General features: G+C 35.8%; 21 protein-coding genes, 1 pseudogene and 1 riboswitch. Of the genes and pseudogenes, 5 read left to right on the top strand and 17 right to left on the bottom strand.

What is annotated here, in order from left to right; genetic code table 11:
- Positions 1-8 precede the first annotated feature (8 nt).
- The gene (locus tag AMS59_RS11940; RefSeq protein ID WP_053483963.1) at positions 9-1,538 is read right to left on the bottom strand and encodes an acyl-CoA carboxylase subunit beta; all 1,530 of its coding nucleotides are present in this window, start codon (positions 1,536-1,538) and stop codon (positions 9-11) included.
- Between the two features lie 282 nt (positions 1,539-1,820).
- Here AMS59_RS11940 and AMS59_RS11935 point away from each other — a divergent pair, with 282 nt between their 5' ends.
- Positions 1,821-3,875: a sigma-54-dependent Fis family transcriptional regulator gene (locus AMS59_RS11935; protein WP_053483962.1), complete on the top strand. Its 2,055-nt coding sequence runs from the start codon at positions 1,821-1,823 to the stop codon at positions 3,873-3,875.
- Positions 3,876-4,651: 776 nt separating this feature from the next.
- On the opposite strand, the gene AMS59_RS26680 is transcribed toward AMS59_RS11935, so the two are convergent.
- The 7 genes from AMS59_RS26680 to AMS59_RS11900 form a co-directional block, all read right to left on the bottom strand.
- Complete coding sequence (locus AMS59_RS26680; RefSeq protein WP_255350015.1) at positions 4,652-5,071, bottom strand: FAD-binding oxidoreductase; 420 nt, start codon at positions 5,069-5,071, stop codon at positions 4,652-4,654.
- A 17-nt stretch (positions 5,072-5,088) separates the two neighbouring features.
- The gene (locus AMS59_RS26675) at positions 5,089-5,364 is read right to left on the bottom strand and encodes an FAD-dependent oxidoreductase (RefSeq protein WP_053483960.1); all 276 of its coding nucleotides are present in this window, start codon (positions 5,362-5,364) and stop codon (positions 5,089-5,091) included.
- 19 nt (positions 5,365-5,383) lie between these two features.
- Positions 5,384-6,595 (bottom strand): benzoate/H(+) symporter BenE family transporter, encoded by a 1,212-nt coding sequence (locus tag AMS59_RS11920; RefSeq protein ID WP_234007751.1) that lies wholly within the window; start codon positions 6,593-6,595, stop codon positions 5,384-5,386.
- 895 nt (positions 6,596-7,490) lie between these two features.
- On the bottom strand, positions 7,491-7,688 hold the full coding sequence (locus AMS59_RS11915; RefSeq protein WP_053483959.1) for a hypothetical protein: 198 nt from the start codon (positions 7,686-7,688) through the stop codon (positions 7,491-7,493).
- 39 nt (positions 7,689-7,727) lie between these two features.
- A complete protein-coding gene (locus AMS59_RS11910; protein WP_053483958.1) occupies positions 7,728-7,949 on the bottom strand; it encodes a transcriptional regulator in 222 nt (73 codons plus the stop codon).
- Between the two features lie 418 nt (positions 7,950-8,367).
- Positions 8,368-9,585, bottom strand: coding sequence for a M56 family metallopeptidase (locus AMS59_RS11905; RefSeq protein ID WP_053483957.1), 1,218 nt, complete (start codon positions 9,583-9,585; stop codon positions 8,368-8,370).
- Positions 9,586-9,596: 11 nt separating this feature from the next.
- The gene (locus AMS59_RS11900; protein ID WP_049664645.1) at positions 9,597-9,956 is read right to left on the bottom strand and encodes a BlaI/MecI/CopY family transcriptional regulator; all 360 of its coding nucleotides are present in this window, start codon (positions 9,954-9,956) and stop codon (positions 9,597-9,599) included.
- Between the two features lie 309 nt (positions 9,957-10,265).
- Here AMS59_RS11900 and AMS59_RS26290 point away from each other — a divergent pair.
- A pseudogene (locus AMS59_RS26290) lies at positions 10,266-10,420 on the top strand (transposase); the annotation flags it as partial.
- Here AMS59_RS26290 and AMS59_RS26990 read toward each other — a convergent pair.
- From AMS59_RS26990 to AMS59_RS11895, 3 genes are all read right to left on the bottom strand, one after another.
- Positions 10,419-10,547, bottom strand: a complete 129-nt coding sequence (locus tag AMS59_RS26990; RefSeq protein WP_369814325.1) for a hypothetical protein — start codon at positions 10,545-10,547, stop codon at positions 10,419-10,421. The pseudogene AMS59_RS26290 and the gene AMS59_RS26990 overlap by 2 nt on opposite strands.
- Positions 10,548-10,639: 92 nt before the next feature.
- Complete coding sequence (locus AMS59_RS25830) at positions 10,640-10,777, bottom strand: hypothetical protein (RefSeq protein WP_234007750.1); 138 nt, start codon at positions 10,775-10,777, stop codon at positions 10,640-10,642.
- A gap of 91 nt (positions 10,778-10,868) precedes the next feature.
- Complete coding sequence (locus AMS59_RS11895) at positions 10,869-11,090, bottom strand: transcriptional regulator (protein ID WP_053483956.1); 222 nt, start codon at positions 11,088-11,090, stop codon at positions 10,869-10,871.
- A 318-nt stretch (positions 11,091-11,408) separates the two neighbouring features.
- Between AMS59_RS11895 and AMS59_RS11890 the strand changes: the two genes are divergently transcribed.
- The 3 genes from AMS59_RS11890 (at position 11,409) to AMS59_RS11880 (ending at position 13,426) form a co-directional block, all read left to right on the top strand.
- Positions 11,409-12,104 (top strand): cupin domain-containing protein, encoded by a 696-nt coding sequence (locus tag AMS59_RS11890; protein ID WP_053483955.1) that lies wholly within the window; start codon positions 11,409-11,411, stop codon positions 12,102-12,104.
- Positions 12,105-12,257: 153 nt separating this feature from the next.
- Positions 12,258-12,545 (top strand): hypothetical protein, encoded by a 288-nt coding sequence (locus AMS59_RS11885; protein WP_053483954.1) that lies wholly within the window; start codon positions 12,258-12,260, stop codon positions 12,543-12,545.
- 395 nt (positions 12,546-12,940) lie between these two features.
- On the top strand, positions 12,941-13,426 hold the full coding sequence (locus AMS59_RS11880) for a DUF3231 family protein (RefSeq protein ID WP_053483953.1): 486 nt from the start codon (positions 12,941-12,943) through the stop codon (positions 13,424-13,426).
- 55 nt (positions 13,427-13,481) lie between these two features.
- On the opposite strand, the gene AMS59_RS11875 is transcribed toward AMS59_RS11880, so the two are convergent.
- From AMS59_RS11875 to AMS59_RS11850, 6 genes are all read right to left on the bottom strand, one after another.
- Positions 13,482-16,088 (bottom strand): cation-translocating P-type ATPase, encoded by a 2,607-nt coding sequence (locus AMS59_RS11875; RefSeq protein ID WP_053483952.1) that lies wholly within the window; start codon positions 16,086-16,088, stop codon positions 13,482-13,484.
- 711 nt (positions 16,089-16,799) lie between these two features.
- Positions 16,800-17,081, bottom strand: coding sequence for a hypothetical protein (locus tag AMS59_RS11870; protein ID WP_053483951.1), 282 nt, complete (start codon positions 17,079-17,081; stop codon positions 16,800-16,802).
- Positions 17,082-17,263: 182 nt separating this feature from the next.
- Complete coding sequence (locus AMS59_RS11865; RefSeq protein WP_053483950.1) at positions 17,264-18,454, bottom strand: MFS transporter; 1,191 nt, start codon at positions 18,452-18,454, stop codon at positions 17,264-17,266.
- A 66-nt stretch (positions 18,455-18,520) separates the two neighbouring features.
- Positions 18,521-18,620: riboswitch (purine riboswitch) on the bottom strand.
- Between the two features lie 482 nt (positions 18,621-19,102).
- Entirely contained in the window at positions 19,103-19,660 is a 558-nt protein-coding gene (lepB, locus tag AMS59_RS11860; RefSeq protein ID WP_053483949.1) for a signal peptidase I, read from the bottom strand.
- Between the two features lie 414 nt (positions 19,661-20,074).
- Positions 20,075-20,185, bottom strand: a complete 111-nt coding sequence (locus AMS59_RS11855) for a hypothetical protein (RefSeq protein ID WP_053483948.1) — start codon at positions 20,183-20,185, stop codon at positions 20,075-20,077.
- Positions 20,186-20,519: 334 nt separating this feature from the next.
- A complete protein-coding gene (locus tag AMS59_RS11850; protein WP_053483947.1) occupies positions 20,520-21,455 on the bottom strand; it encodes an LCP family protein in 936 nt (311 codons plus the stop codon).
- Positions 21,456-21,759 lie beyond the last annotated feature (304 nt).

The following is a 21,759-nucleotide window of genomic DNA, read 5'->3' as shown; positions in this document are numbered from 1 at the left end:
CCCACCTCCTATACAGGCTTCACGGCATTTCGTTTTGGCAATGTATAAGTTTGCTTTGTCTCATAATACGCAAAGCGCGCCGTTACCTGCTCGCGCACCTCATCAAAGCCTATTACATCATCAATAATCATTTGCGATGCTAATTTATAAATATCAATATTCTCACTATATTGCTGACGCTTTTGGCTAATAAAATCTGCTCTTTCCTCCTCTGGAAGCTCGGCAATTTTTCCTGCATAAACTGCGTTAACAGCTGCCTCTGGTCCCATAATGGCAATTTGCGCGCTCGGCAATGCTAGGACAATATCTGCACCAAATGCCGGACCTGCCATCGCATATAAACCTGCACCGTAGCATTTTCGCGCAATTAGCGAAATAATCGGTACCGTTGCCTCGGATAAAGCTGAAATCATTTTCGCACCGTGACGAATGATGCCACCCTGTTCAACCTTTGAGCCGATCATATAGCCCGGTACATCAGCAACATATAAAAGTGGAATGTTATAAGCATTGCAAATCATAATAAAGCGCGCCGCTTTGTCTGGCGAATCGATAAATAATGTTCCACCTTTCACTTTTGGCTGATTAGCAATAATCCCGACAACACTGCCCTTCATACGAGCAAATCCGGTAATTAGCTCCTTTGCAAATAATTTTTTATATTCAAACCATGAGCCCTCATCAATTAGCTGATCAATTAGTTCATACATATCAAAAGGTGTATTTTGACTTAATGGAATAATCTCTTCAATACTTCGTCCCTTAATTGGAGGTTTTGCCTCCGCTGTTGGTGGCTTCTTCTCCCAATTCGTCGGCATCAACTGTAAATATGCTTTACACGCCTCAATGGCCTCTTGCTCAGATTGCACAAGCACATCCCCTAAGCCACTTGTCGCACAATGCATTACAGCACCACCCATATCCTCCATGGACACTTTTTCACCAATGGCCATCTCAACCATTCGTGGTGAACCTAAATATGCGCTCGATTGCCCTTCAATCATAATGACTAAATCCGAAAACGCTGGTACATACGCAGCTCCAGCTGGAGATGGACCAAATAAAATCGTAATTTGCGGCACAACACCTGACAATTGAATTTGATTATAAAAAATACGTCCTCCATGACGGCGCCCTGGAAATACCTCTAACTGGTCGGTAATGCGTCCACCAGCTGAGTCAATTAAATACAAAATCGGATACTTTAAAGACATGGCCTTTTCCTGTAAACGAATGTTTTTTTCAACGGATTTTGCTCCCCATGAACCTGCTTTCACCGTCGAATCTGCGGCAATAAAACATACAGGTTTTCCATCAATCTTACCAATACCAGTTATCGTTGCATCACATGGGAGCGATGGATCTAAAGCTTCAGCAAAAATATTATCCTCAATAATAGTTCCCTCATCAAAAAGCTTTGCTAAACGATTCCGTACAAATAATTTACCCTGTGCCTCATTGGCCTTATGTCGTATTGTTTTACCACCTTTTAATATTCGCTGTTTTTGTTCTTGAAAAACTTGAAAGTCATCACGCATAATCTTTCCCCTCCTTCTTACTTTTTATATAAGCAATTTGCGTGCCAAATTGAAAAATAATTATTATATATGCTCTTTTTTCTGCAGCAATTTTAAAATTTTCACAGATTATAGGTAACCTCCTTAAGTGTATCTAAGCCATTCTCTCTCCCTACACAAAAAAACTAAAATAAACTATTGTTTGCCGTATATTTCTACTTAAGGTACAATTTACAGTAAAATTGTTTGGTTTTTAAGACACTTGTCCGAACAGTTTGTACACCTTTTTAAGGGGGCGATTTTTTGTTTATTCACGAGTTTATGTCAACATCATTTATTCGCGTTACACCAACAGCAACCATTAAGGAAGTGATACAGCTATTTGAAGAACAAAAACAAGATCTTGCAATCGTTTTTCAACACGAACAGTTCATCGGTATTGTCACCAAATACTCTTTATATCGCCTGTTATTGCATACAAATTCCCTCCAACAAGTAATTACAGAAGCAATTATTGAAGATGTTTTTACGATAAATGAAAACGATCTGCTCTATGGCGGGCGCCATACCTTGCGAATGCAAAAGCTAAGTAATGTTGTCGTCATTAATGAACAACATCAAGTAACTGGTGTAATTTCTAAAAATGAAATCATTACAGGCTTTATACATGAGTTAGATTCACATACGCAACAGCAACGCAATATTTTAAACTACTTACATGACGCGGTGATTACCGTAAATGAGCATATGCAGATTACCTTTATCAATAAATCCTGCAAAGAAACTTTTCATACTGAAAAATTAGAAGAGAACGAATTATTAACAGCCTATTTTCCAGATTTTCTTCCCTTAATTCAACGTGTGCTACATACAAAAAAAATGTTAGAGCAAAAGATGCTCATACATCGTTTTTCTTGTCTAGCTTCCATCCTTCCGATGACTATGTTGAACGTAACAACTGGCGTTATTATCGTGCTAAAGGACTTAACAAAATTAGAAAAAATCGCCTCCGAATTAGAGACGACAAAGAAAATGGAAGTTGTACTACAAAATGCTTTAGACGCGTCGTATGATGGCGTTGTCATAACAAATAGCCACGGACAAATTACACGCATTAATGATTCACTTTTACACCTGATCGAACGAAATGAAAAGCAGGTACTTTATGAATCTATTTCTTCTATTTTCCCTATGCTACCACCATTTCCAAACGCCTTTAAAGGCATGGTACTTACATTAAAAGAACAACGGGGAATTGTCTCAAGTATTTCGATTCAACAAGAAGGACAGCTTGTTGGTATGCTTTATAAATTTGTATTTCAGCAACTACATGTTTGGAAAGAATTACTTGGGCAAATTGACCAATTAGAAGATGAGCTATCCTTTTATCGTGGGGAGCTTGTGAAAGCAGCTAGGCATGATGATCCTTTTAACTTAATTGTTACAAATGATCTGCAGCTTATTCAACTCAAGCAACAAGCCTTTAATGTAGCCAAATCTTTGTCGACCATTTTAATTACAGGGGAAAGTGGTACAGGTAAGGAATTATTCGCAAACGGCATTCATCAAGCGTCTGGACGAAGCGGCGCATTCATTAAAATTAACTGCGCTGCTATTCCTGAACAACTCATTGAATCCGAGCTTTTTGGCTATTCGGACGGGGCTTTTACGGGAGCAAAGCGTGGCGGCAAGCCTGGAAAGTTTGAGCTTGCGGAAGGCGGAACATTATTTTTAGATGAGATTGGTGATATGCCATTACCCATTCAGGTAAAGCTATTACGCGTGTTACAGGAGCGAGAATATGAACGGCTTGGTGATACAAAAGTGAAAAAGGCAGATGTACGCATTATCGCAGCAACAAATAAGCACTTGCCAACGCTCATTCAGGAAGGTAGTTTTCGTGAGGACTTATACTATCGTATTCACGTTATTCCATTACACATCCCACCACTACGAGAACGAAAGGGAGATATTCCACTTCTTGTCGAGGCATTACTACACAAAATTTCGATTAAGCATCAGCTACCACCCTATAGAATCGACCAGCATGCACTACAGTTATTATTGCACTATGATTTTGTCGGCAATATTCGTGAGCTAGAAAATATTTTAGAGCGTGCTATCTCCTTATCACCGCACACAATGATCACACAGGAGCATATTATGATTAGCCCAATTATTCGTCCACATGATGAATGTAGTCCTTCACTGCATAAGGATAAAATTAATGAAACAGAACGCCGTGTTATTGTACAGGCCATTAAATCGGCAAATGGCAATAAATCGAAGGCCGCCAAGCTACTTGGCATTAGCCGTTCGACATTTTACTATAAATGCAATAAATATAATATTTCATAGCTAAAAAAACGTATATTTCAGTATAGAGAAAATACTGAGTTATAAAGAAATAATCCCTTCCATTCAGAGAGTGAAGAATTCACTGTGCATGTCCACTTTTTTGTAGGTGGATTAACTTCTTTATAGTTCGCAGGAAAAATTGGATGTTCTCTTGAAGAACTAACATCATCCACTAGCCAGATTAAGATACAAGGCTTTCAAGATTATACTTTGAAATAAAATACTTTCCAGTTTACAGGATAATAAAGAGGCTGGGACATAACTAATTTGTCCATTATGAAAGCCGGATAATTTTTAAATTTACAAAGCAATATAAACAAAAAACCCGAACTAATACGAAACACTAAATGAGCGTTTTGTAATATAGTTCGGGTTTTTTTATTGGCTAAAATCCTTTTGTCCCAGCCTCGATGCTTTGGTATTTCAAAATGATGATTATGTGGGTGGTTTTTCTGATAATTAGATTCATATCAAAAATTCTCAATATTAAGATTGTTTCACCGGTATTTATGACATAAAATTAATTTATCTCATAATTATATTTTTAGAGATTAATATTTTTAGGAAAACTTGGATACTTTTAAGAGTTTTCAAATAGTAAGAAGTCTATTAGATTTTTAAGGGGGGAAATATGGATTACTATTATGAGGGTATTAAATTTAGTGTTAAAAAAGCAAGTGTAGATTTAGATTTGGACTATAAAGTAGAATATGCAACTATAGTTGTGGAAGATACAAAAACTAACTTTTTTAAAGTACATCCTGCTACAAATTTTATTAAACACCACTATGGAAAAACAGATCACAATTACAATACGTTCTCTTCTTTGGTTCTAGGTTAATATTTCCAACCTTTACTAAACTAGCTACCTGGTCAGCCCATGCACCTGCCGCGTTGATAATCATCGGTACGAAAATCTTACCTTGGGTTGTATCTACACACCAAATATTATTATGACGTGTTATTGAATTCACATTACAATTAGTAAATAAAGTCCCACCTTTTCCTAAAAATCCATTGATATATCCCTGATGAACAGCATGTGTATCAATATCCATTGCATCTTTTTCAAATATACCCGATGTATAAATATCAGTATCAATGACTGGAACAAGACTTCGTAACTCATCACCTTCTAGTAGTTGCAAATTATTTACTTCATTTTTCATTTCTTCATAATGTTGTTCTGCTAATATCTTCTGTTCTTTTGTTGCTAAAAAAATTGCCCCTCTTTTCTTAATAAAGGTTTATCACTAAATCCTTTTGGAGGATTAGTATAAAACTCATAGCTTTTCTTTGTTAATCCTCTTACTGTTTCATTACCATATGCTTGCATGTATATTGCTGCAGAACGCCCTGTGGAATGGTAGGCTAATCGAGTCTCTTTTTCTATAAGGATTACATTAGCGTCCTTAGCCAGTTCATATGCTGCCGATGCACCTGCAATGCCGGCACCAATAATCAAATAATCTCCGGATTGATCCCTCATTAGATATCATCCCTTTTATTTATTTTTTAGCGAGAATGTTAAACTTCATTTGAAAAATTGAATTTGTTAGAATGCCAGCTATTAATCCCCAAAAAGCAGCCCCAATACCGAAAAAGGAGATACCTGATATAGTTACTAGAAAAGTAATTAATGCACTTTCCTTTTGAGTACCCTCCATCGCTGATGTTAAGCTACTACTAAGTGAAGCAAATAGAGCCAAACCAGCTATAGCTGCTATAAACTCACTAGGAAGCGCTTGAAAAATCGATGCAATGGCAGCTCCAAACATACCGAAGATTAAATAAAATAATCCACATGAAATACCCGCAATATATCGTTTATTTTTATCTTCATGAGCTTCTTTTCCAGTACAAATTGCAGCAGTAATTGCCGCTAAATTAATAGCATGAGAACCAAATGGTGCAAGTAAAATAGAAAAAATACCCGTTGTTGTAACTAAAGGACTTATTGGAACATTATATCCATCCGCTCTTAGTACCCCAATGCCAGGAGCATTTTGAGATGCCATCGTTACAATACATAACGGAATGCCAATCCCAATCAACGCATCTAATGAAAATGTAGGAACTGTAAAAATAGGGTTCACTAAAGATAGTTCAATACTTCCCGTCTTTAGATTTCCTGTAAAATAAGTAATCAATAAACCTAAAAACAATGTAATTACAACCGTATAACGTGGTGAAAATCTTTTAAATAGTAGATAACACAGTATCATTGGAAAAACCAATACAGGTAGGTTTTTTAATGATGTGAAAACTTCAACTCCAAAATCCAAAAGAATTCCGGCAAGCATAGCAGTTGTGATGGAATAAGGTATTCGATTCATGATTTTCTCAAATATCCCTGTACATCCTAGGAGTGTAATAATGACAGCTGAAAATATGAACGCTCCTATCGCATCTGTATAGGAATAAATTGACCAGCTTGAAACGAGTAAAACCACTCCTGGTGTGGACCATGCTGTTATAATTGGGGCTTTAAACCAAATACTCAGCAAAATACAGGTTATCCCACTACCTATCGAGATCGCCCATATCCACGAGGACAAATGAGAATCACTTAACTCGGCTACTTTAGCAGCTTGAAAAACAATTACTAAAGGCCCAGCATAAGATACCATTGTGGCTATTAATCCGACAACTACAGATGATATTGATAAATCTTCTTTTAACATTCCCATATTAAAGAAGTGTTTTGAAATCTTTAACACAAGGCAACCCTTCCTCCAGTTTCTGCCTTTATAAATTTATATTCCTTTATCACCTCGCTTTTTTATGTTTTTTATACTAACACAACAACCCATCATTAAAAACCATTTTTTTCCACGTTCGTTTTTCTGTAACTTTTTATAAAACTTCCTTGTTTTTATAAAATCAAACTTATATTATCCTAAAAAAACAGAAATGAAATATCTCTATTAACATCATTGTTATAGTTTTATATCTAAAGACACTTCTAAATACATAAAATTCACTTAAGGATTAGCTTGTTTCCTCAGATAGAAAAAAATTATTCTATAAACATATTTGGAAAGTTGTTTATCTATTTAACTATTTTCAAGTTTTAGAGATGGATACTTTAATTATTTAAATTGTTATCAAGCTATAGCTTTACCAGATTAAAGTATTATTGTGTTTCAAATTTGTCTATTTAAAAGAATAATTTTATTCTTTTCTTATAAAAGATTTTTCTTACAATTAATTGACTTTCGCACTTCGATATAATAGAATTTAACAATTTATCTTTACGAATTACATAATTTGGGTAAAGGGATAATTAAGTTTTTTATTTTCGATATAAAAATATAAGAGCCTTGCTACATTTTATTGTAGAAAGGCTCTTATAAGGTGCAATGACAGCATCAGTGGATGTGAATACATTTGAAACGCTTACTACTATTCTAAATTTACTTTAGATTTTTTTACTTCGTGTCCATACATAGTTGAGTAAAAAATTTACGCAACCCAAATATATCTACATTACTTAAATTGAGTGAAACTGGATCTATGTCAAGATTTTAGGCACACTCTGCCCCCTTTAAGTTAATTTCCCGCTAATTATTTTATCTTCTAGAGGAAAATTAAGATAAGTATTGATAAACAAAATTATTCTAATTTATCTCCGAAAAATTCATAAACATAACAACTATTTCCTGTTTTCATCTTGAATCGCTCCTTCATAGGTAGCGATTCAGCTAAGACTACGCTACCAGGTTGAGTGAAATTAGCTACGATGGCGATTGGGGTTGTCGTGACGTCTAAACCTTCAAGCATTGCCATGCAACTAGCGTAAAAGCATTTCATATCAATAAAAAATGTCCTTGTGCGGCAGATTGTCGTAATTCATATCACCTCACGCTTCCGATGTGTAACCGGGAGTATTGCTAGAACATTGTTAATAATAAACGTACGCTTTGCCTGCCTAGTAAAGCAAAATGCAGTAAAGGAATCACCCACCATCTTTATGATTTTCACACGCCTTTTCGTAATGGCACCCGACTTGGCTACATACATCATGCTAACTACTTGTTGACGCTGCATTGCTTTTATTAACTGTTCTTTCATCTTAGTTGCTCCTTTTCACTAGCTCTGTTACATGCATTGAGCACAACAGAGCTGTTCTTCAAAACAGAACAAATGTTTGTATTCATATTATACGCACATACGTTCTTAATTAGAAGAGGAAATTTTAGCTAATTTTTAAGGAGGTTTTTAGGGGATCGATCAAGTGGGCGTTCGTGTAAGCCTATAATAGCTTTGTACATATTCTGCGCTTAAGACAGGTAATCAATTATGCCGCTATTGGCAAGACCAACAAAGTGGAAGGCATTTGAGTTTTATTATGAAAAAATGATGGAGTAAGTGAAAAAACTAGTCCCGGATTTCAGGACTAGTCTTTGGAGCAACTTATTTATTCTTCATTTGTTGCGATTAAACGTGGTTCCGTCGTACTATTTGATGCATCAGTAACAATAATTACATTTCATTTTTCGCCTTTATTTGTTGCGATTACCTGTGGTTCCGTCGTACTATTTGACGCATCAGTAACAATAACTACATTTCGTTCTTTACCTTTATTTGTTGCGATTACCTGCGGTTCCGTCGTACTATTTGATGCATCAGTAACAATAACTGCATTTCGTTCTTTGCCTTTATTTGTTGCGATTACCTGTGGTTCCGTCGTACTATTTGATGCATCAGTAACAATAACTGCATTTCGTTCTTTGCCTTCTTTCAACGTTGGTGGCTCTTGGCCAGTTGCCGCAAAGACAGTCATCCCTCCAATGACTAATGTACATGCTAATGCTGTTCCTAAAACTGACTTTTTCTTTAAGGTCATAATGGACACTATCCTTTCTTCAATCCCGTTTTTACTAAAATGATTACAAAGCGGCGTAACCGTATAGGTTTCATCTGCCATATTGATGAGAGATAGTGCATATGCTGACTTTGCCTTATCTCCAAACTGTCTAATAACCCTTTCGTCGCAAGACAATTCAATGTCTCTGTTTACTAAAAAATACATAAACCAAACTAATGGATTAAACCAATGCAAAGCTACCATAATCGTTAAAATTACTTTCCACAAAACGTCAAAGCGTTTAATATGAATTAATTCATGCGTGAGAATAAACTGAATACTTGCAGCGTCTTCCCAATTTGTTGATTTCGGCAATAAGATGACTGGTTTAAAGATTCCATATGTTAACGGGGTTTTAATTCTATCTGATACTGCAATTTGAATCGTTCTTTTTAACTTATGATCGTTTAGCCATTGAACGAGATACTCATTATTCTTCACTGGGATGGCTGTTTGAAATTCTTTATAAAATCTAATATAAGCCACTATAAAGAATAGCAAAACCACGATACCCCCACATGCCCAAAGGTACTGAACGAAATCGTTTGTCATCACAAGCAAAAGCTGATCATAGAACGTGTTTGATGTATGTGCGATTGCAATTGTATTGTGCATACTTTCCGAATCATTTGAGTGAGTGAGCGTAACAAATAAGTTTTTCAGCATAGGCTGTATGCTCAACTTTGAATAAAAAGAGTAGGGAATGAGTAGTTTACATGCAACGATTCCCCAAAGAATTAAAAATGTTTGCTTTGGCACTTTATTTCTTACTAACATTCTCATCAATAACACAATGATGAGGAGGAGAGATGCGTCTACACTCATGTTGAAAATACTCATATCATAATTCCTCACTCAAGATCTTTAACAATTTGCTTTAATTTTTCGATCTCACTCGCGGACATTTTTTTCTTGTCTAGTAAGGATGCGAATAGTAAAGATTTAGAACCATTAAATATTTTATCAATCAATTCCGTCGTTTCTTGTTCTTGTATCTGTTCTTTTCTAATGATTGGATGACAGATAAAGTTAGGTTCAATTCTTTCAATGGCCTCTTTTTTTATACATTTTTTTATGACGGTATAGGTGGTATTTTTATTCCAACCTATTCGTTCGTTTAACATTTGTGAGAGCTGTTTAGCTGTCAAATCGCCTTCTTCCCATAAAATATTCATGACTTGTAATTCCGAATCAAACAATTTAACTTGCATACGCGCATGCTCCTTTTCTTTAGTGGACTATTGCAATAGTTTGCCACACACTGATACTACTACGGTAGTCCGAAATTGTCAAGACTATCGCGATAGTCTGTTAAAAAAATCCATTTTTAGGGCATAAATATACGGATACTGTGTCTAACCCATTTAAAATTCAATACAAGTTTAATAAAGTCTTCTCCGATGCTGGCTCTTTTAATTTGCCTCGGCCACACTACACAATTTTAAGTGCAGGTTCTAAAGCAAATCTGAATTCAATGAGAACCTAGCACTCTTTTTCACATTAGGCATATTGCTAATAAAAAAACGTCCGAAGACAGGCTTAAACTCATTTTTCTGCCTCCCTACAGCCCATTAACCTGATCAAAGGCTTATGGAATTGGTTGAAAGAGTCTGTTATTAATAACACCTTTTTCCCTAACGTTCAAAAGATCACTTTGAAAGTAAAAGAATTTATTATGTCGAAACTACCACCCATCCTTTCGATCGAGTGCGTTGACATACTAGCTCGGAAAGTTCTAGGAGGAGAATACTAATTTCATCAAGAGAGTAGAAATCTAATGGAAAAATCATCTGATGTCCAATAGCTTTTTGTAAAATTATGGGGGGTACTGGACTGAAGAATCAATTTTCTAGAGAAAAAATAAGATAAGTATTGATAGATAAGTCTTGTTTAATTAATCTCCTACAAAAACATGAACATAACGACGGTTTCCCGTTTTGATTTTAAATTTTTCCTTCATCACCGGTGAGGCTGCGAGTACGATACTACCGGGTTGCTCAAAATTGCCAATAACTGCAATGGGATCTTTCAAGACATCTAATCCCTCTAGCACTGCAATACAGCTTGCGTAAAAGCATTCATGTCAATACAAAAAATGTCCTTATGCGGCAGATTGTCGTAATTCATATCACCTCACGCTTCCGATGGGTAACCGGGAGTATTGCTAGAACATTATTAATAATAAACGTACGCTTTGCCTGCCTAGTAAAGCAAAATGCAGTAAAGGAATCACCCACCATCTTTATGATTTTCACACGCCTTTTCGTAATGGCACCCGACTTGGCTACGTACATCACGCTAACTACTTGTTGACGCTGCATTGCTTTTATTAACTGTTCTTTCATCTTAGTTGCTCCTTTTCACTAGCTCTGTTACATGCATTGAGCACAACAGAGCTGTTCTTAAAAACAGAACAAATGTTTTTTCATATTATACGCACGTACGTTCTTGATTATAAGAGGGAATTTCAGCTAATTTTTAAGGAGTCTTTAGGGGATAAATAAATCAATTACGCCTTGGCCTAATTGTTGTGCTGTCGCTTCGCTTTCGCACAGAAAACATTTGTTGTATTTAGACATGGGCGTTCGTGTAAGCCTATAATAGCTTTATACATATTCTGTGCTTAAGACATGTATTGAAAATTAATTAGAAAGGATGTAATTATTAGCTCGAAGATTGACTATACTTCATCATCAACCCAGTTCACTTCTGATGTAAATGACAGTACTCTCTTTAAAAGAGATGATCGGAATTTTATAAATATTCTAGGTGTAGAACAATTAAATACGTTAGAAAATATATCTTTGCTTGATATTTTTCTAAGTAGGAATAAGGTGATAGAGCCTCACTATCATCAAAATGCAGCAGAACTTGTTTATTGTATTTCTGGTGCTGCCATTGTTTCTATATTTAATCCCTTTACAAAAGAGATTCAAAACTATCCTATCGAGCCTGGCCAAGTCGCCAATGTACCGCAAGGATGGTGGCATTATGAAATTGCTACTGAGAATGACACACATTTACTGGCTATTTTTGATGCTCCAACACCTGAAGTTATTTTAGGTTCAGATATATTGAAATTTACACCTTCCAATGTTATGGCTCACACGTATTGTTTAGATGAAACTCAGTGGAAGAAAACAATTGCGCCCATTGCGCCATCAACATATATTGGTCCACCTAAAGACTGTAACCGTGTAAAATCAACTTCGGAAAATCAAAAAGATCAAAAGGAGCAAAAAGATCCTCATCATAAACATAAAAACAAGTATAAACCTTCACAATTTATGAACCCATATCCACCATATCAATATCCAAATATGAACCCTTATATGAATCCTTATGGCTCATATTATTAAGTAATAGTCAAAAAACGGAAAAATCGTAATCGTTCATACGAGTGTATGACTCGATATCGTAAGCTCTACACCTTTCATCGCATAAAAATTAAATAAAAAGGAAAATCTATATTTTAAGTCATAGCTTCGTTATTACTAAAAGAGGTGTAGAAAATGGAATTATTTCCAGTTATCCATACAAATTTTTGGGATGCTGTAATAGCCGTTCCAGCTGTGTTACTTATTACACAGCTAATTAAGGTATTTATGCATATTCAGCCTAAATATGTTCCCGCGATCGCCCTTGCTATTGGCTTGATTATTTCTATCTTCATTAGCCATAGACACAATCTTATTGCAGGAATATTTATGGGCTTTTTTTATGGTTATGCAGCTATTGGAAACTTTGCCGCATTAAAAACAACTATTAATAGCTTTAAAAGTAAGAAATTAAAGGAATAAACCTTTCACTAGTTCACCACCCAAAGTTCGGGATGATATTTGCTAAAACGTATGAGCGGATTTCGGACTCACCTGAGCAGTTTTGCTAGGACCTGAGCGAATTTCGGGCTAACCTGAGCAGTTTTCGATAGAACCTGAGCGGATTTCGAACTCACCTGAGCAGTTTTCTTTAGGACCCGAGCAGTTCTTCGGCAAACCCGATCACTTTTCTCTTAGACCCGAGCAGTTCTTCGGCTAACCCGATCACTTTTCTCTTGAACCCGAGCAGTTCTTCGGCTGATCCGATCACTTTTCCGCGAAGAGATCCTTTTATTGTAAAAAATGATTAGAATTTCATTCATTAGCACATCCTAATCTCAAATAAATGAACGAGAACATGATTAGGATGTGTAACTATGGAATTGGTAAATGGAAATCTAGCATCATTACGCTATAGGGAAATTTTTAAGATATGGACACAGATTGGCGTTAATAATGGCTATATAGCTTCAAATCATGCATTTTTTAAGCACGCCGTTGATAAAAAATTGAAGGCGATTATCGTGGATTTTGTGCAATGTTTAAAAGAGGAAAATAAACAGCTAACAGTGTTATTAAAGGAAAATGGGCTACTTGCTCCTACTACATCAATCGACTACAGACAGTTGAAAATGGGCAATGTCCGAGGTAAAAAAGCCATTAATGATACAGAAATTAGCGCCATTTTATCGATGAATATAGCTTCTTCACTTATTTCAGTTAGTCAAGCTTTAGAAATATCTGTTAAGAAGAAGCATACAGCAAAATATGGAGAACTTCATATGAGGTATGCCCTACTTGGCGCAAAACTAGTACGGCTTAGTAATGACAAAGGCTGGCTACTAGCCCCTACTACAATGTAATGTTAAGAAGCTCTCGTTTCAACAAAACGAGAGCTTCAATGTTTTTTACTCATTATTATCGACTTCTCACGAACAACAGCTTGTACCACTGATTCACGATGAACGGTAGCACAGACAAGCTGTAAATAAAGCCTAATTGTGCGGTACTTAATGTGGCAACTTCAAACACACTTGTAAGCATTGGAATAAACAATACTGCGTGTAAACTTAAAAAACCGATTAAGAATGCAAGCCAAGTATATTTATTCGAAAATAATCCAATGGCGAAGATAGATTCTTTAGCTCTAGAGTTGAAGCCATGCACTAATCGTGACAAGCATAATGTTGTAAATGCCATAGTGCTCGCCGTTAAAGTATCTCCCGTTGACAATCCGATTTCAAAAGCAATAGTTGTAGAAATGGCAATTAGTAAGCCTTCGAGCACCACTTGAGTAGTAAATGCTTTATTTAATAATGGTGTATGAATATTTCGGGGCTTGTCCTTCATTGTTTTTTTATTATTCGGCTCTAAACCGATTGCAATCGCTGGTAAACTATCCGTTAGTAAGTTAATAAATAATAGATGCACAGCCGCAAAAGGAACTGGTAAACCTAATATTGTTGCATATAAAACAACAAAAATAGCACCTGCATTCCCTGATAATAAAAACAAAATAGCGTTTTTAATATTCGTATAAATACTCCTACCGTTTGCAATAGCCTTAACAATCGTTGAAAAATTATCATCTGTTAGTATCATAGAGGAGGCATCTTTTGCGACCTCTGTACCAGTGATGCCCATCGCCACACCAATATCAGACTGTTTTAAAGCAGGGCCATCATTAACACCATCTCCTGTCATGGCGACGACATGTCCTTTTTCCTGCCACGCTTTCACGATACGAATTTTTTGAGCTGGTGTTACTCGGGCATAAACAGAAAAATCATTAACCTTTTCTTGAAGCTGCTGATCTGTGAGGCCTTCTATTTCATGCCCTTCAATCGCTTCAGAGGGATCATTTAAAATCCCGATTTGATTGGCAATAGCCGTTGCGGTAATTTTATGATCCCCTGTAATCATCACCGGTTTGATACCAGCTTTTATACATTTTTCAACCGCACCTTTAGATTCTTTTCTTGGCGGATCCATCATCGCGACTAAACCAACAAAGATTAAATCTTTTTCAGCTCTTGCATCGATCGCTTGATTTCCCTTTACCTCTTTGTAGGCAACTGCTAGCACTCTCAACCCATTCATAGAAAAATCACGATTTACCGCTTCGATTTTTTGGCGTTGTTGTTTTGTAATATTAACTATACCTTGTGAAGTTTCAATTTTTATAATTTTAGGAAGAAGGACATCTAGTGCTCCTTTTGTAATCAAAATAGGTTGCTGATTGATAGTATTTACAGTACTCATGAGCTTTCTATCTGAATCAAAAGGGATTTCGGCTACTCTTGGATAATGATCTCTTACCTGTAATTCGTCAAAACCATATTGCTTCCCTAGTTTTACGAGTGCAATCTCAGTAGGATCACCGATTTCCTTATCGTCCCTTCCTACAGCATCATTACATAATATTGCCTTTAACATAAGATTTTTCTCAACTGCATTTCCAGTGTGTAGCTGATCATGTGGAATAACTTTTTCATCCACATATACCTCTTGTACAACCATTTTATTTTCAGTTAATGTTCCTGTTTTATCTGAACAAATGACAGATACACTGCCAAGACTTTCAACAGCATAAAGCTTTCGAATAATGGCATTTTCCTTTGCCATTTTTTGTGTTCCAAAAGCTAGCACAATGGTAACAATGGAGCTTAATGCTTCTGGAATTGCTGCAACGGCAAGTGAAACAGCAAACATAAACGATTCTACTAGTGCACGCCCTCTAACAAGGTCAATCACGAAAATCGCTAAACAGAGTAATGTAATCCCTAAAGCTAATTTTTCTCCGAAATTATCCAAACTTACTTGTAAAGGTGTTTTCTTCTCTTTTGCAGTATCGAGTAAATTTGCAATTTTGCCGATTTCAGTTTGCATTCCGATAGCTGTCACCATGACAATACCGCGACCAGTTGTCACATAGCTTCCAGAGTATACCATGTTCTTTTTATCAGCAACCGTTACATTGCCTTCCTTAATAGGATCGATACTTTTCGCTACAGCGATTGATTCACCTGTCAGCGAGCTTTCATTGATATGCAAATTATGACTTTCTAATAATCTCCCATCTGCATTTATATAGTCGCCAGCCTCCAAATACAGAAGATCTCCGACGACTATATCTTCCGAAGAAATCTCTATGAGCTGATTATTTCGCATTACTTTGGCAATCGGAGAGGTTAAGGCTTTTAAATTATCCAAAGACTGTTCTGCCTTGACATGCTGTACAGTGCCTAGGATAGCGTTCAATATAACGACAACCATAATCACAATCGTGCTTCCTACTTCCCCTAATAGAAATGAAACGAAAGCAGCAATGATTAAAATAATGACTAATAAATCTTTAAATTGTCCAAAGAAAACGGCAAATGCACTTGTTTTTTTTCCTTCCTCTAATACATTATAGCCGTACACTTCTTGCCTCTTTTGAACGTCATAATCACTCAATCCTTGATCTGTCACGTTCAAAGTTTTCATTACTTCAGCTGATGATTGTTGATGATAGTCTGACATTCGATTCCCCCTCCATTTGAAATTATTAGACAATCATGCTAATTCATAACTGTTATTATTAGTTAATAAGTTAGATTCCCATCAGTAGACTCCTTTGAATTATCTATCTTAGGCAGAGAGAAACTTATATATCCTAAAAATAGTATTGAATCATCAGACTCTCTATCTACTCGAGCCCCTAAAATACTTTAACTACAACAATCTATTCCTTGTCCTATTCCAGTATGATAATAATCGATATAGAAATTAAATATTTGTTTATAGGTGAAATTATATATAAAGTCAGGTGTGTCGATTAACCATTTTTATCCATATCGATTAATTAGAAGGCTCTGATTTCCGCTACGGGCTACTCGCTTTCCCGCGGGAGTCGAGTAGCCCTACGCTACAATCAGTTAGAATGGGAATATATTAGCAAAATAGCAACAAAAAAATCCTTTTATCGCTCAATAATAAACCTAGTTTTTCCTAATCAACACGCCTGATATAGAGTGAAACTTAAATCAGTGGTATTTTCTTCATCCCTACTAGTTCTCCATCAATCGTATTTTATGGGTAGTTCCTGCGAGATAAATCGCGATGACTATTAAGCCAATTTAGACACAAATAATCTTCTTGCTAGCTATGAGCACAAAAAAAGACATTTGGAATATGGCTACTCCAAATGCCCTTACATGCGTAGACCCCCTATAGGCCAGTCTTGCAATTATTTTATTGTCTCTCTTTATTTGCAACTAATAAATAATCGAGTGCACTCATTCTAGTAAGCTTATGAGTAAATTTTATAGCATCTGCCTGCGAGTCAAACATAAAGTTTTCGAGTTCGTCTGTTGGTATATATTGATCAGCGATTTTTCGTTTTAGTTTTCGTACAGATAAAGTGTGTGAATCCTCTTCATATAAAATAATAGCACCCACATTTCGGTAAAGCGTCTGGTCAATCGTTGCGACAACTTTCACATTTCCTTTAATTTCTGTTAAATCTATCTGCATGTATTTACCAACCTCCTCTAAACTTACATTCTCTCTCTATATATCATTGTCCTTCTTTTTCAGCAGTATTTTCTGGGTATTTAATCCAAAAATTCTACTCTAAAAGCTCATCACCATAACGTGGGTTGATTTCAGTTCCAACCGAGTGCTTTCCTGGGGAGCATCTGATGAGCCACTCCAAACTATGAGTTGTTGTGAGCGGATTTCAGCTCTAGTTCAGCCCCATGTGAAACTGGCACTCTTTTTAGAGAGAAAATAGCACAGCCTAGAGCACATAAAACTAAAATGGCACCGAAGCTAGCTAAATGCATAACCGATCCTGTAACAGCAAACATAGCTCCACCGACAGCTGAACCTATGGATATACCGATTTGTAATGCAGCCGTATTTAAGCTTTGTTGAATATCAGATGTTTTTGGATCAGTTTGAATTAAATAATTTTGTAATGGCGGTGTAAGAGCCCAGCTAAGTGCACCCCATAAAACTGTTACGACTAAAAAGAGAGGTAAAGCAACAATCGTGTAAGGAATACTAAATAATACAACGGCGAATGAAGAGACAATCAATAGAATGGCTTTACCAGTACCAATTTTGTCACCTAGCCAACCACCTAAAGCATTCCCACTGACAGACGCGATGCCGAAGATTAGATAACAGATACTAATCCAAGAGGCACTCATATCAAATGCTTCTACTAAAAATGGTGTTAAATATGCGTAAAGCATGTAATGACCAGCCAGCATAAATAGTGTTATTAATTGTGCACTTAAGATTTTTAAATTGGCTAATGATTTTATTTGAGCCTTTAATGGGACGACTTCTACAACTGGCATTTTTTCAAGTAGTAACGCAATAAGAATCATAGATACAGTTGAAAGAAGCGCTATTCCTAGGAACACAGCTCGCCACCCAAACGTTTCTGCCACAAATATCCCCATTGGGACACCGATGACAAGTGCAGAACTGACACCCATGAACACAAGCCCTAAAGCTTTTGCACGATGTCTTGGTTCAACAATCTTTGTTGTAATTGTTAAGGATAAAACGATGACCAATGCAGTACTCATCGCTGTGAAAATTCTAGCAATCATGACGATCAAGAACGTCGTACTAAAATACGTCATTAGATTACCTAAAGTAAAAATAAATAAAGAAATAAGATAAAGACGCTTCCTTTCCACTTTTGCGGTTAATGATAAAAGGACAGGCGCAGATATTGCATAGACAAGAGCAAATAGTGTAATTAATTGTCCCGCTGTTGCTAAAGACACATTTAAATCCTCTGCAATTGTTGGCAATATACCACCTACAATTAATTCCACCAATCCTACCGCAAAGGTTGTAACGGCAAGAATATACACTCTCCAATTCATAGTAATCACCCTTCTATTACACTTGCATTTTTGTAGGCGATTTAAAAGAAAAAAATCCTGACTACAAAAATGAAGCAAAATTTTTGTAGTCAGGATTTTATGGTTCCTGGTAGAGACCCTCAATCCATATCATTGAGGTTATACAGATTAAATATTTACGTTAGATATATTAGCATATTGAATTTTGCATGACAACAATTTTTTTATTAGTCTCTCTTCCTTATCATCCATAAAATCGGTTCACTATAGCACTTTCAATCATTGAAATGCAAACGCTTACCTAATAAAAAATCATTTCAAGAGAGAGAAATTTTAGATTTTGCTTATATTTTTTAAAGTTTGACCATACATACTAATATAACAGGAACATTGCGAGGTGATTGTTTGCGTATAGTAGGTTTAGTATGCTATTTTTTATTGTTGTTTTATGGTGTAGAACCATTAGTAGAAGAGCTCTCAATCGATAAACCAGCAATCATTTCTCCTAGTCTGAGCAAACAGCAAGTCCCCATAAAAGAAACTGTTGAAAATTCAACAGTTTGTGTCTATTACCCCACTTATAAAGTTTGCAAAGCATTCTCACCAAACTAAAAAAGTAAAAAAAGAGGACACTAGTGCCTCTTTTTTTACTGAAAGTCCCAATTTATTTTATTTTGGACCGATATGGAAACGACTAAACGGATATATTGTTAATTTAGCTTCACCATAGATGGCATCTTTAGAAATTAAGCCATAATGACGGCTATCAGAACTTTTTAAACGGTTGTCCCCAAGTACAAAATACTTACCTTCAGGAACCTTTTTTTCATTTACTAATTGCTCTAATGTGAAATTTTCTGTAATACGTAATTGATTAGGATCATCCGTTTGGCGATTCACATAATCTTCTTTATAAGCTTTGCCATTTACATACAAAACATCATCTTTCATTTCAACTGTATCACCTGGCAGACCAATTACTCGTTTAATATATAGTTCATCTTCTGTTGGTGATTGAAAGACAATTTGATCAAAGCGGTCAATTTTACTCATTTTACTTACAATAATAAGATCCTTATCATGATAAGTTGGGTACATAGAAGCCCCTTGCACTTTAATCGGTGCAAATAAAAATTGCTTACAGCCTAAAACAATAATAGCTGTAATCACAATAATTTTAAGATAGGATATTAATTCTTTTTTGAAACTTGTTCTCTCTTGTTGCATGCTCATTCCCCGATACTGTTTTTTTATAGTATAACATTTTCTACAGTATATTGACGAATTAATCACATAAATTGTTTCAAGTTTACCAAAATAGCTCATCACCAAAATGTCAGGTTGATTTCCGTTCCGACTAGGCGCTTTTCTGGGGGCGTCGGATGAGGCGCTTGAGCCAAAAGGATGTTGGTTACGAAGGCGATTCCCCTACTCTCTTCGCTCCAAGGTCTCATCTGCTACGCTGGAGTCCATGTGAAAACCATTAGCCAAAGAAACGCTCAGGTCCGAAAGAAAACTGGTCCGGTCTGGCTAAAATCCGCAGATAAATGCCATCCCCAATTTTAGGTGACGAGCCACAAAAAAATAGACAAAGCTACTTAATAGCTTTGCCTAGATGTATTCTATTCTTTTGTTTTTAAATTATAAATGGTTACTTTGCGTAGTAGAGTGTTGCTGCTCATTCATTAAGTCTACTGCTAAAACAATACCGATATGTAATGCAACTGCTAATAAAAATGTGCCTATGATCATCACAATCACTCCCTCAACCATTTCTAATGCAATTATACACTAAATTTTCTGATATTTCAAACAGTTGAATAAAATAAAAAAATCATTCAACTAGGCATGCACCCTACCTGAATGATTTTTTATGTTTTACATGAAAATTTTTAAGCAAAATAGTTGTAAATGACGTATAGCTGAACTGACTGGTTTTTTTTGAACTTTACGCTTAGGCACATAGCTTTGCATGCAATTATTTAGAGCTGTATACCTAAGCACCTGGGTCCTCCCATTCATTTTTCTTCCTCCCTTCATTGTCAAAATATTTACAGCTATCACTCAAATTGTTACTCTTTAGTATTTATTGCAAACTGGCTTTTAATTCCGATTTGATTTTTTCTAGCTCTGTCTCTTCAGGGATGAAATACCATATTCGGTCAATCTTTTTGCCATTTCCCTCTTTAAACGACAACTGCTCAATATTACCATCCATTTTTTTATAAATACTTTGTAGTTGGATTAAGTCCTTCATCGTAAAATTCATACGGACATTATCTCCTACTACATCAAGCATATCTGTAGCCTTTAATAATATAGAAGGTGTTGAAGAGGCTTTTTTCAGAACCGCTTCAATAATTTGTCGTTGACGAATTTGACGACCAAAATCACCACGGGGATCTTCATAGCGAATACGTGAAAAAATCAGTGCCTTATCACCGTTTAAAGTTATCTCACCCTTCGGATAATGGTAGGAGTCATAAGTTAAATCCATGTCATTATCAATTGTTACCCCACCAATCGTGTCGATAATTTGCAGGAATCCCTCCATATTAACATACACATAATAATCAATTGGTATATCTAAAAAATGCTTCACCGTGTTCACCGCCATTGGGACGCCCCCAAATGCATAGGCATGGTTGATTTTATCGACGGAATTATGACCAATAATTTCTGTACGTGTATCTCGAGGTATACTGAGCATCTTCATCGTGTGTTTTTCAGGGTTCACCGTAATAACAATCATCGTGTCTGAACGCCCAATGTCATTTTTACGTTCATCCACTCCAAGCATTAACACAGAAAACGGGTCTTTCTTCGTAACTACTTTTTGTTCTTTATTGTCATCACCTGTCGTTTCAAGTAATGGTGTATTTATTTTATTCATCGTTTTTTGGATAGTGTAATAAGCAGTACCTATAAAAATTAAAAAAATTGTTAATAAGCTACTTACTATCCAAAGCCAAATTTTCTTCTTGCTCTTTTTTTCCTTAGAGCGTTTCGTATTTTTTTCCATACATAAGTCCTCTCTTGCAAAATTTACCCCTCTTTTTGACGTTTTAAGTTGGAAAAAAGTTAATATGTCTAATTATATGCATATTGGACGAAAAAAAGACGTACACTAGTATTTACTCAATGTACGATAAAGTATTCCTTGATATGTAAATAATCCCACATTTATTAGTGTCAGCTAAATTTATGAAAAAGCGACTTCCATAATTCCACTATGTTTGTACGAAATTCGGCTCATCACCATAACTTGGGGTTGACCATAAAAAAATTCAATAAATTTCCATTAAAGTATAGAAAAAAAGTGAAAA

It is taken from the genome of Lysinibacillus sp. FJAT-14745, assembly GCF_001275675.1.
Taxonomy (GTDB): Bacteria; Bacillota; Bacilli; order Bacillales_A; family Planococcaceae; genus Lysinibacillus.
Note: the sequence above shows the minus strand (reverse complement) of the source record. Positions and strands in the feature narration are given on the sequence as shown.

Coding starts and splice junctions, on each gene's coding strand:
- AMS59_RS11940 (WP_053483963.1), bottom strand. CDS start 1,538: ATGCGTGATGACTTTCAAGTTTTTCAAGAACAAAAACAGCGAATATTA.
- AMS59_RS26675 (WP_053483960.1), bottom strand. CDS start 5,364: ATGAGGGATCAATCCGGAGATTATTTGATTATTGGTGCCGGCATTGCA.
- AMS59_RS11915 (WP_053483959.1), bottom strand. CDS start 7,688: ATGAAATGCTTTTACGCTAGTTGCATGGCAATGCTTGAAGGTTTAGAC.
- AMS59_RS11910 (WP_053483958.1), bottom strand. CDS start 7,949: ATGAAAGAACAGTTAATAAAAGCAATGCAGCGTCAACAAGTAGTTAGC.
- AMS59_RS11905 (WP_053483957.1), bottom strand. CDS start 9,585: ATGAGTATTTTCAACATGAGTGTAGACGCATCTCTCCTCCTCATCATT.
- AMS59_RS11900 (WP_049664645.1), bottom strand. CDS start 9,956: ATGCAAGTTAAATTGTTTGATTCGGAATTACAAGTCATGAATATTTTA.
- AMS59_RS11895 (WP_053483956.1), bottom strand. CDS start 11,090: ATGAAAGAACAGTTAATAAAAGCAATGCAGCGTCAACAAGTAGTTAGC.
- AMS59_RS11885 (WP_053483954.1), top strand. CDS start 12,258: ATGGAATTATTTCCAGTTATCCATACAAATTTTTGGGATGCTGTAATA.
- AMS59_RS11880 (WP_053483953.1), top strand. CDS start 12,941: ATGGAATTGGTAAATGGAAATCTAGCATCATTACGCTATAGGGAAATT.
- AMS59_RS11875 (WP_053483952.1), bottom strand. CDS start 16,088: ATGTCAGACTATCATCAACAATCATCAGCTGAAGTAATGAAAACTTTG.
- AMS59_RS11870 (WP_053483951.1), bottom strand. CDS start 17,081: ATGCAGATAGATTTAACAGAAATTAAAGGAAATGTGAAAGTTGTCGCA.
- AMS59_RS11865 (WP_053483950.1), bottom strand. CDS start 18,454: ATGAATTGGAGAGTGTATATTCTTGCCGTTACAACCTTTGCGGTAGGA.
- lepB (WP_053483949.1), bottom strand. CDS start 19,660: ATGCAACAAGAGAGAACAAGTTTCAAAAAAGAATTAATATCCTATCTT.
- AMS59_RS11855 (WP_053483948.1), bottom strand. CDS start 20,185: ATGATCATAGGCACATTTTTATTAGCAGTTGCATTACATATCGGTATT.
- AMS59_RS11850 (WP_053483947.1), bottom strand. CDS start 21,455: ATGGAAAAAAATACGAAACGCTCTAAGGAAAAAAAGAGCAAGAAGAAA.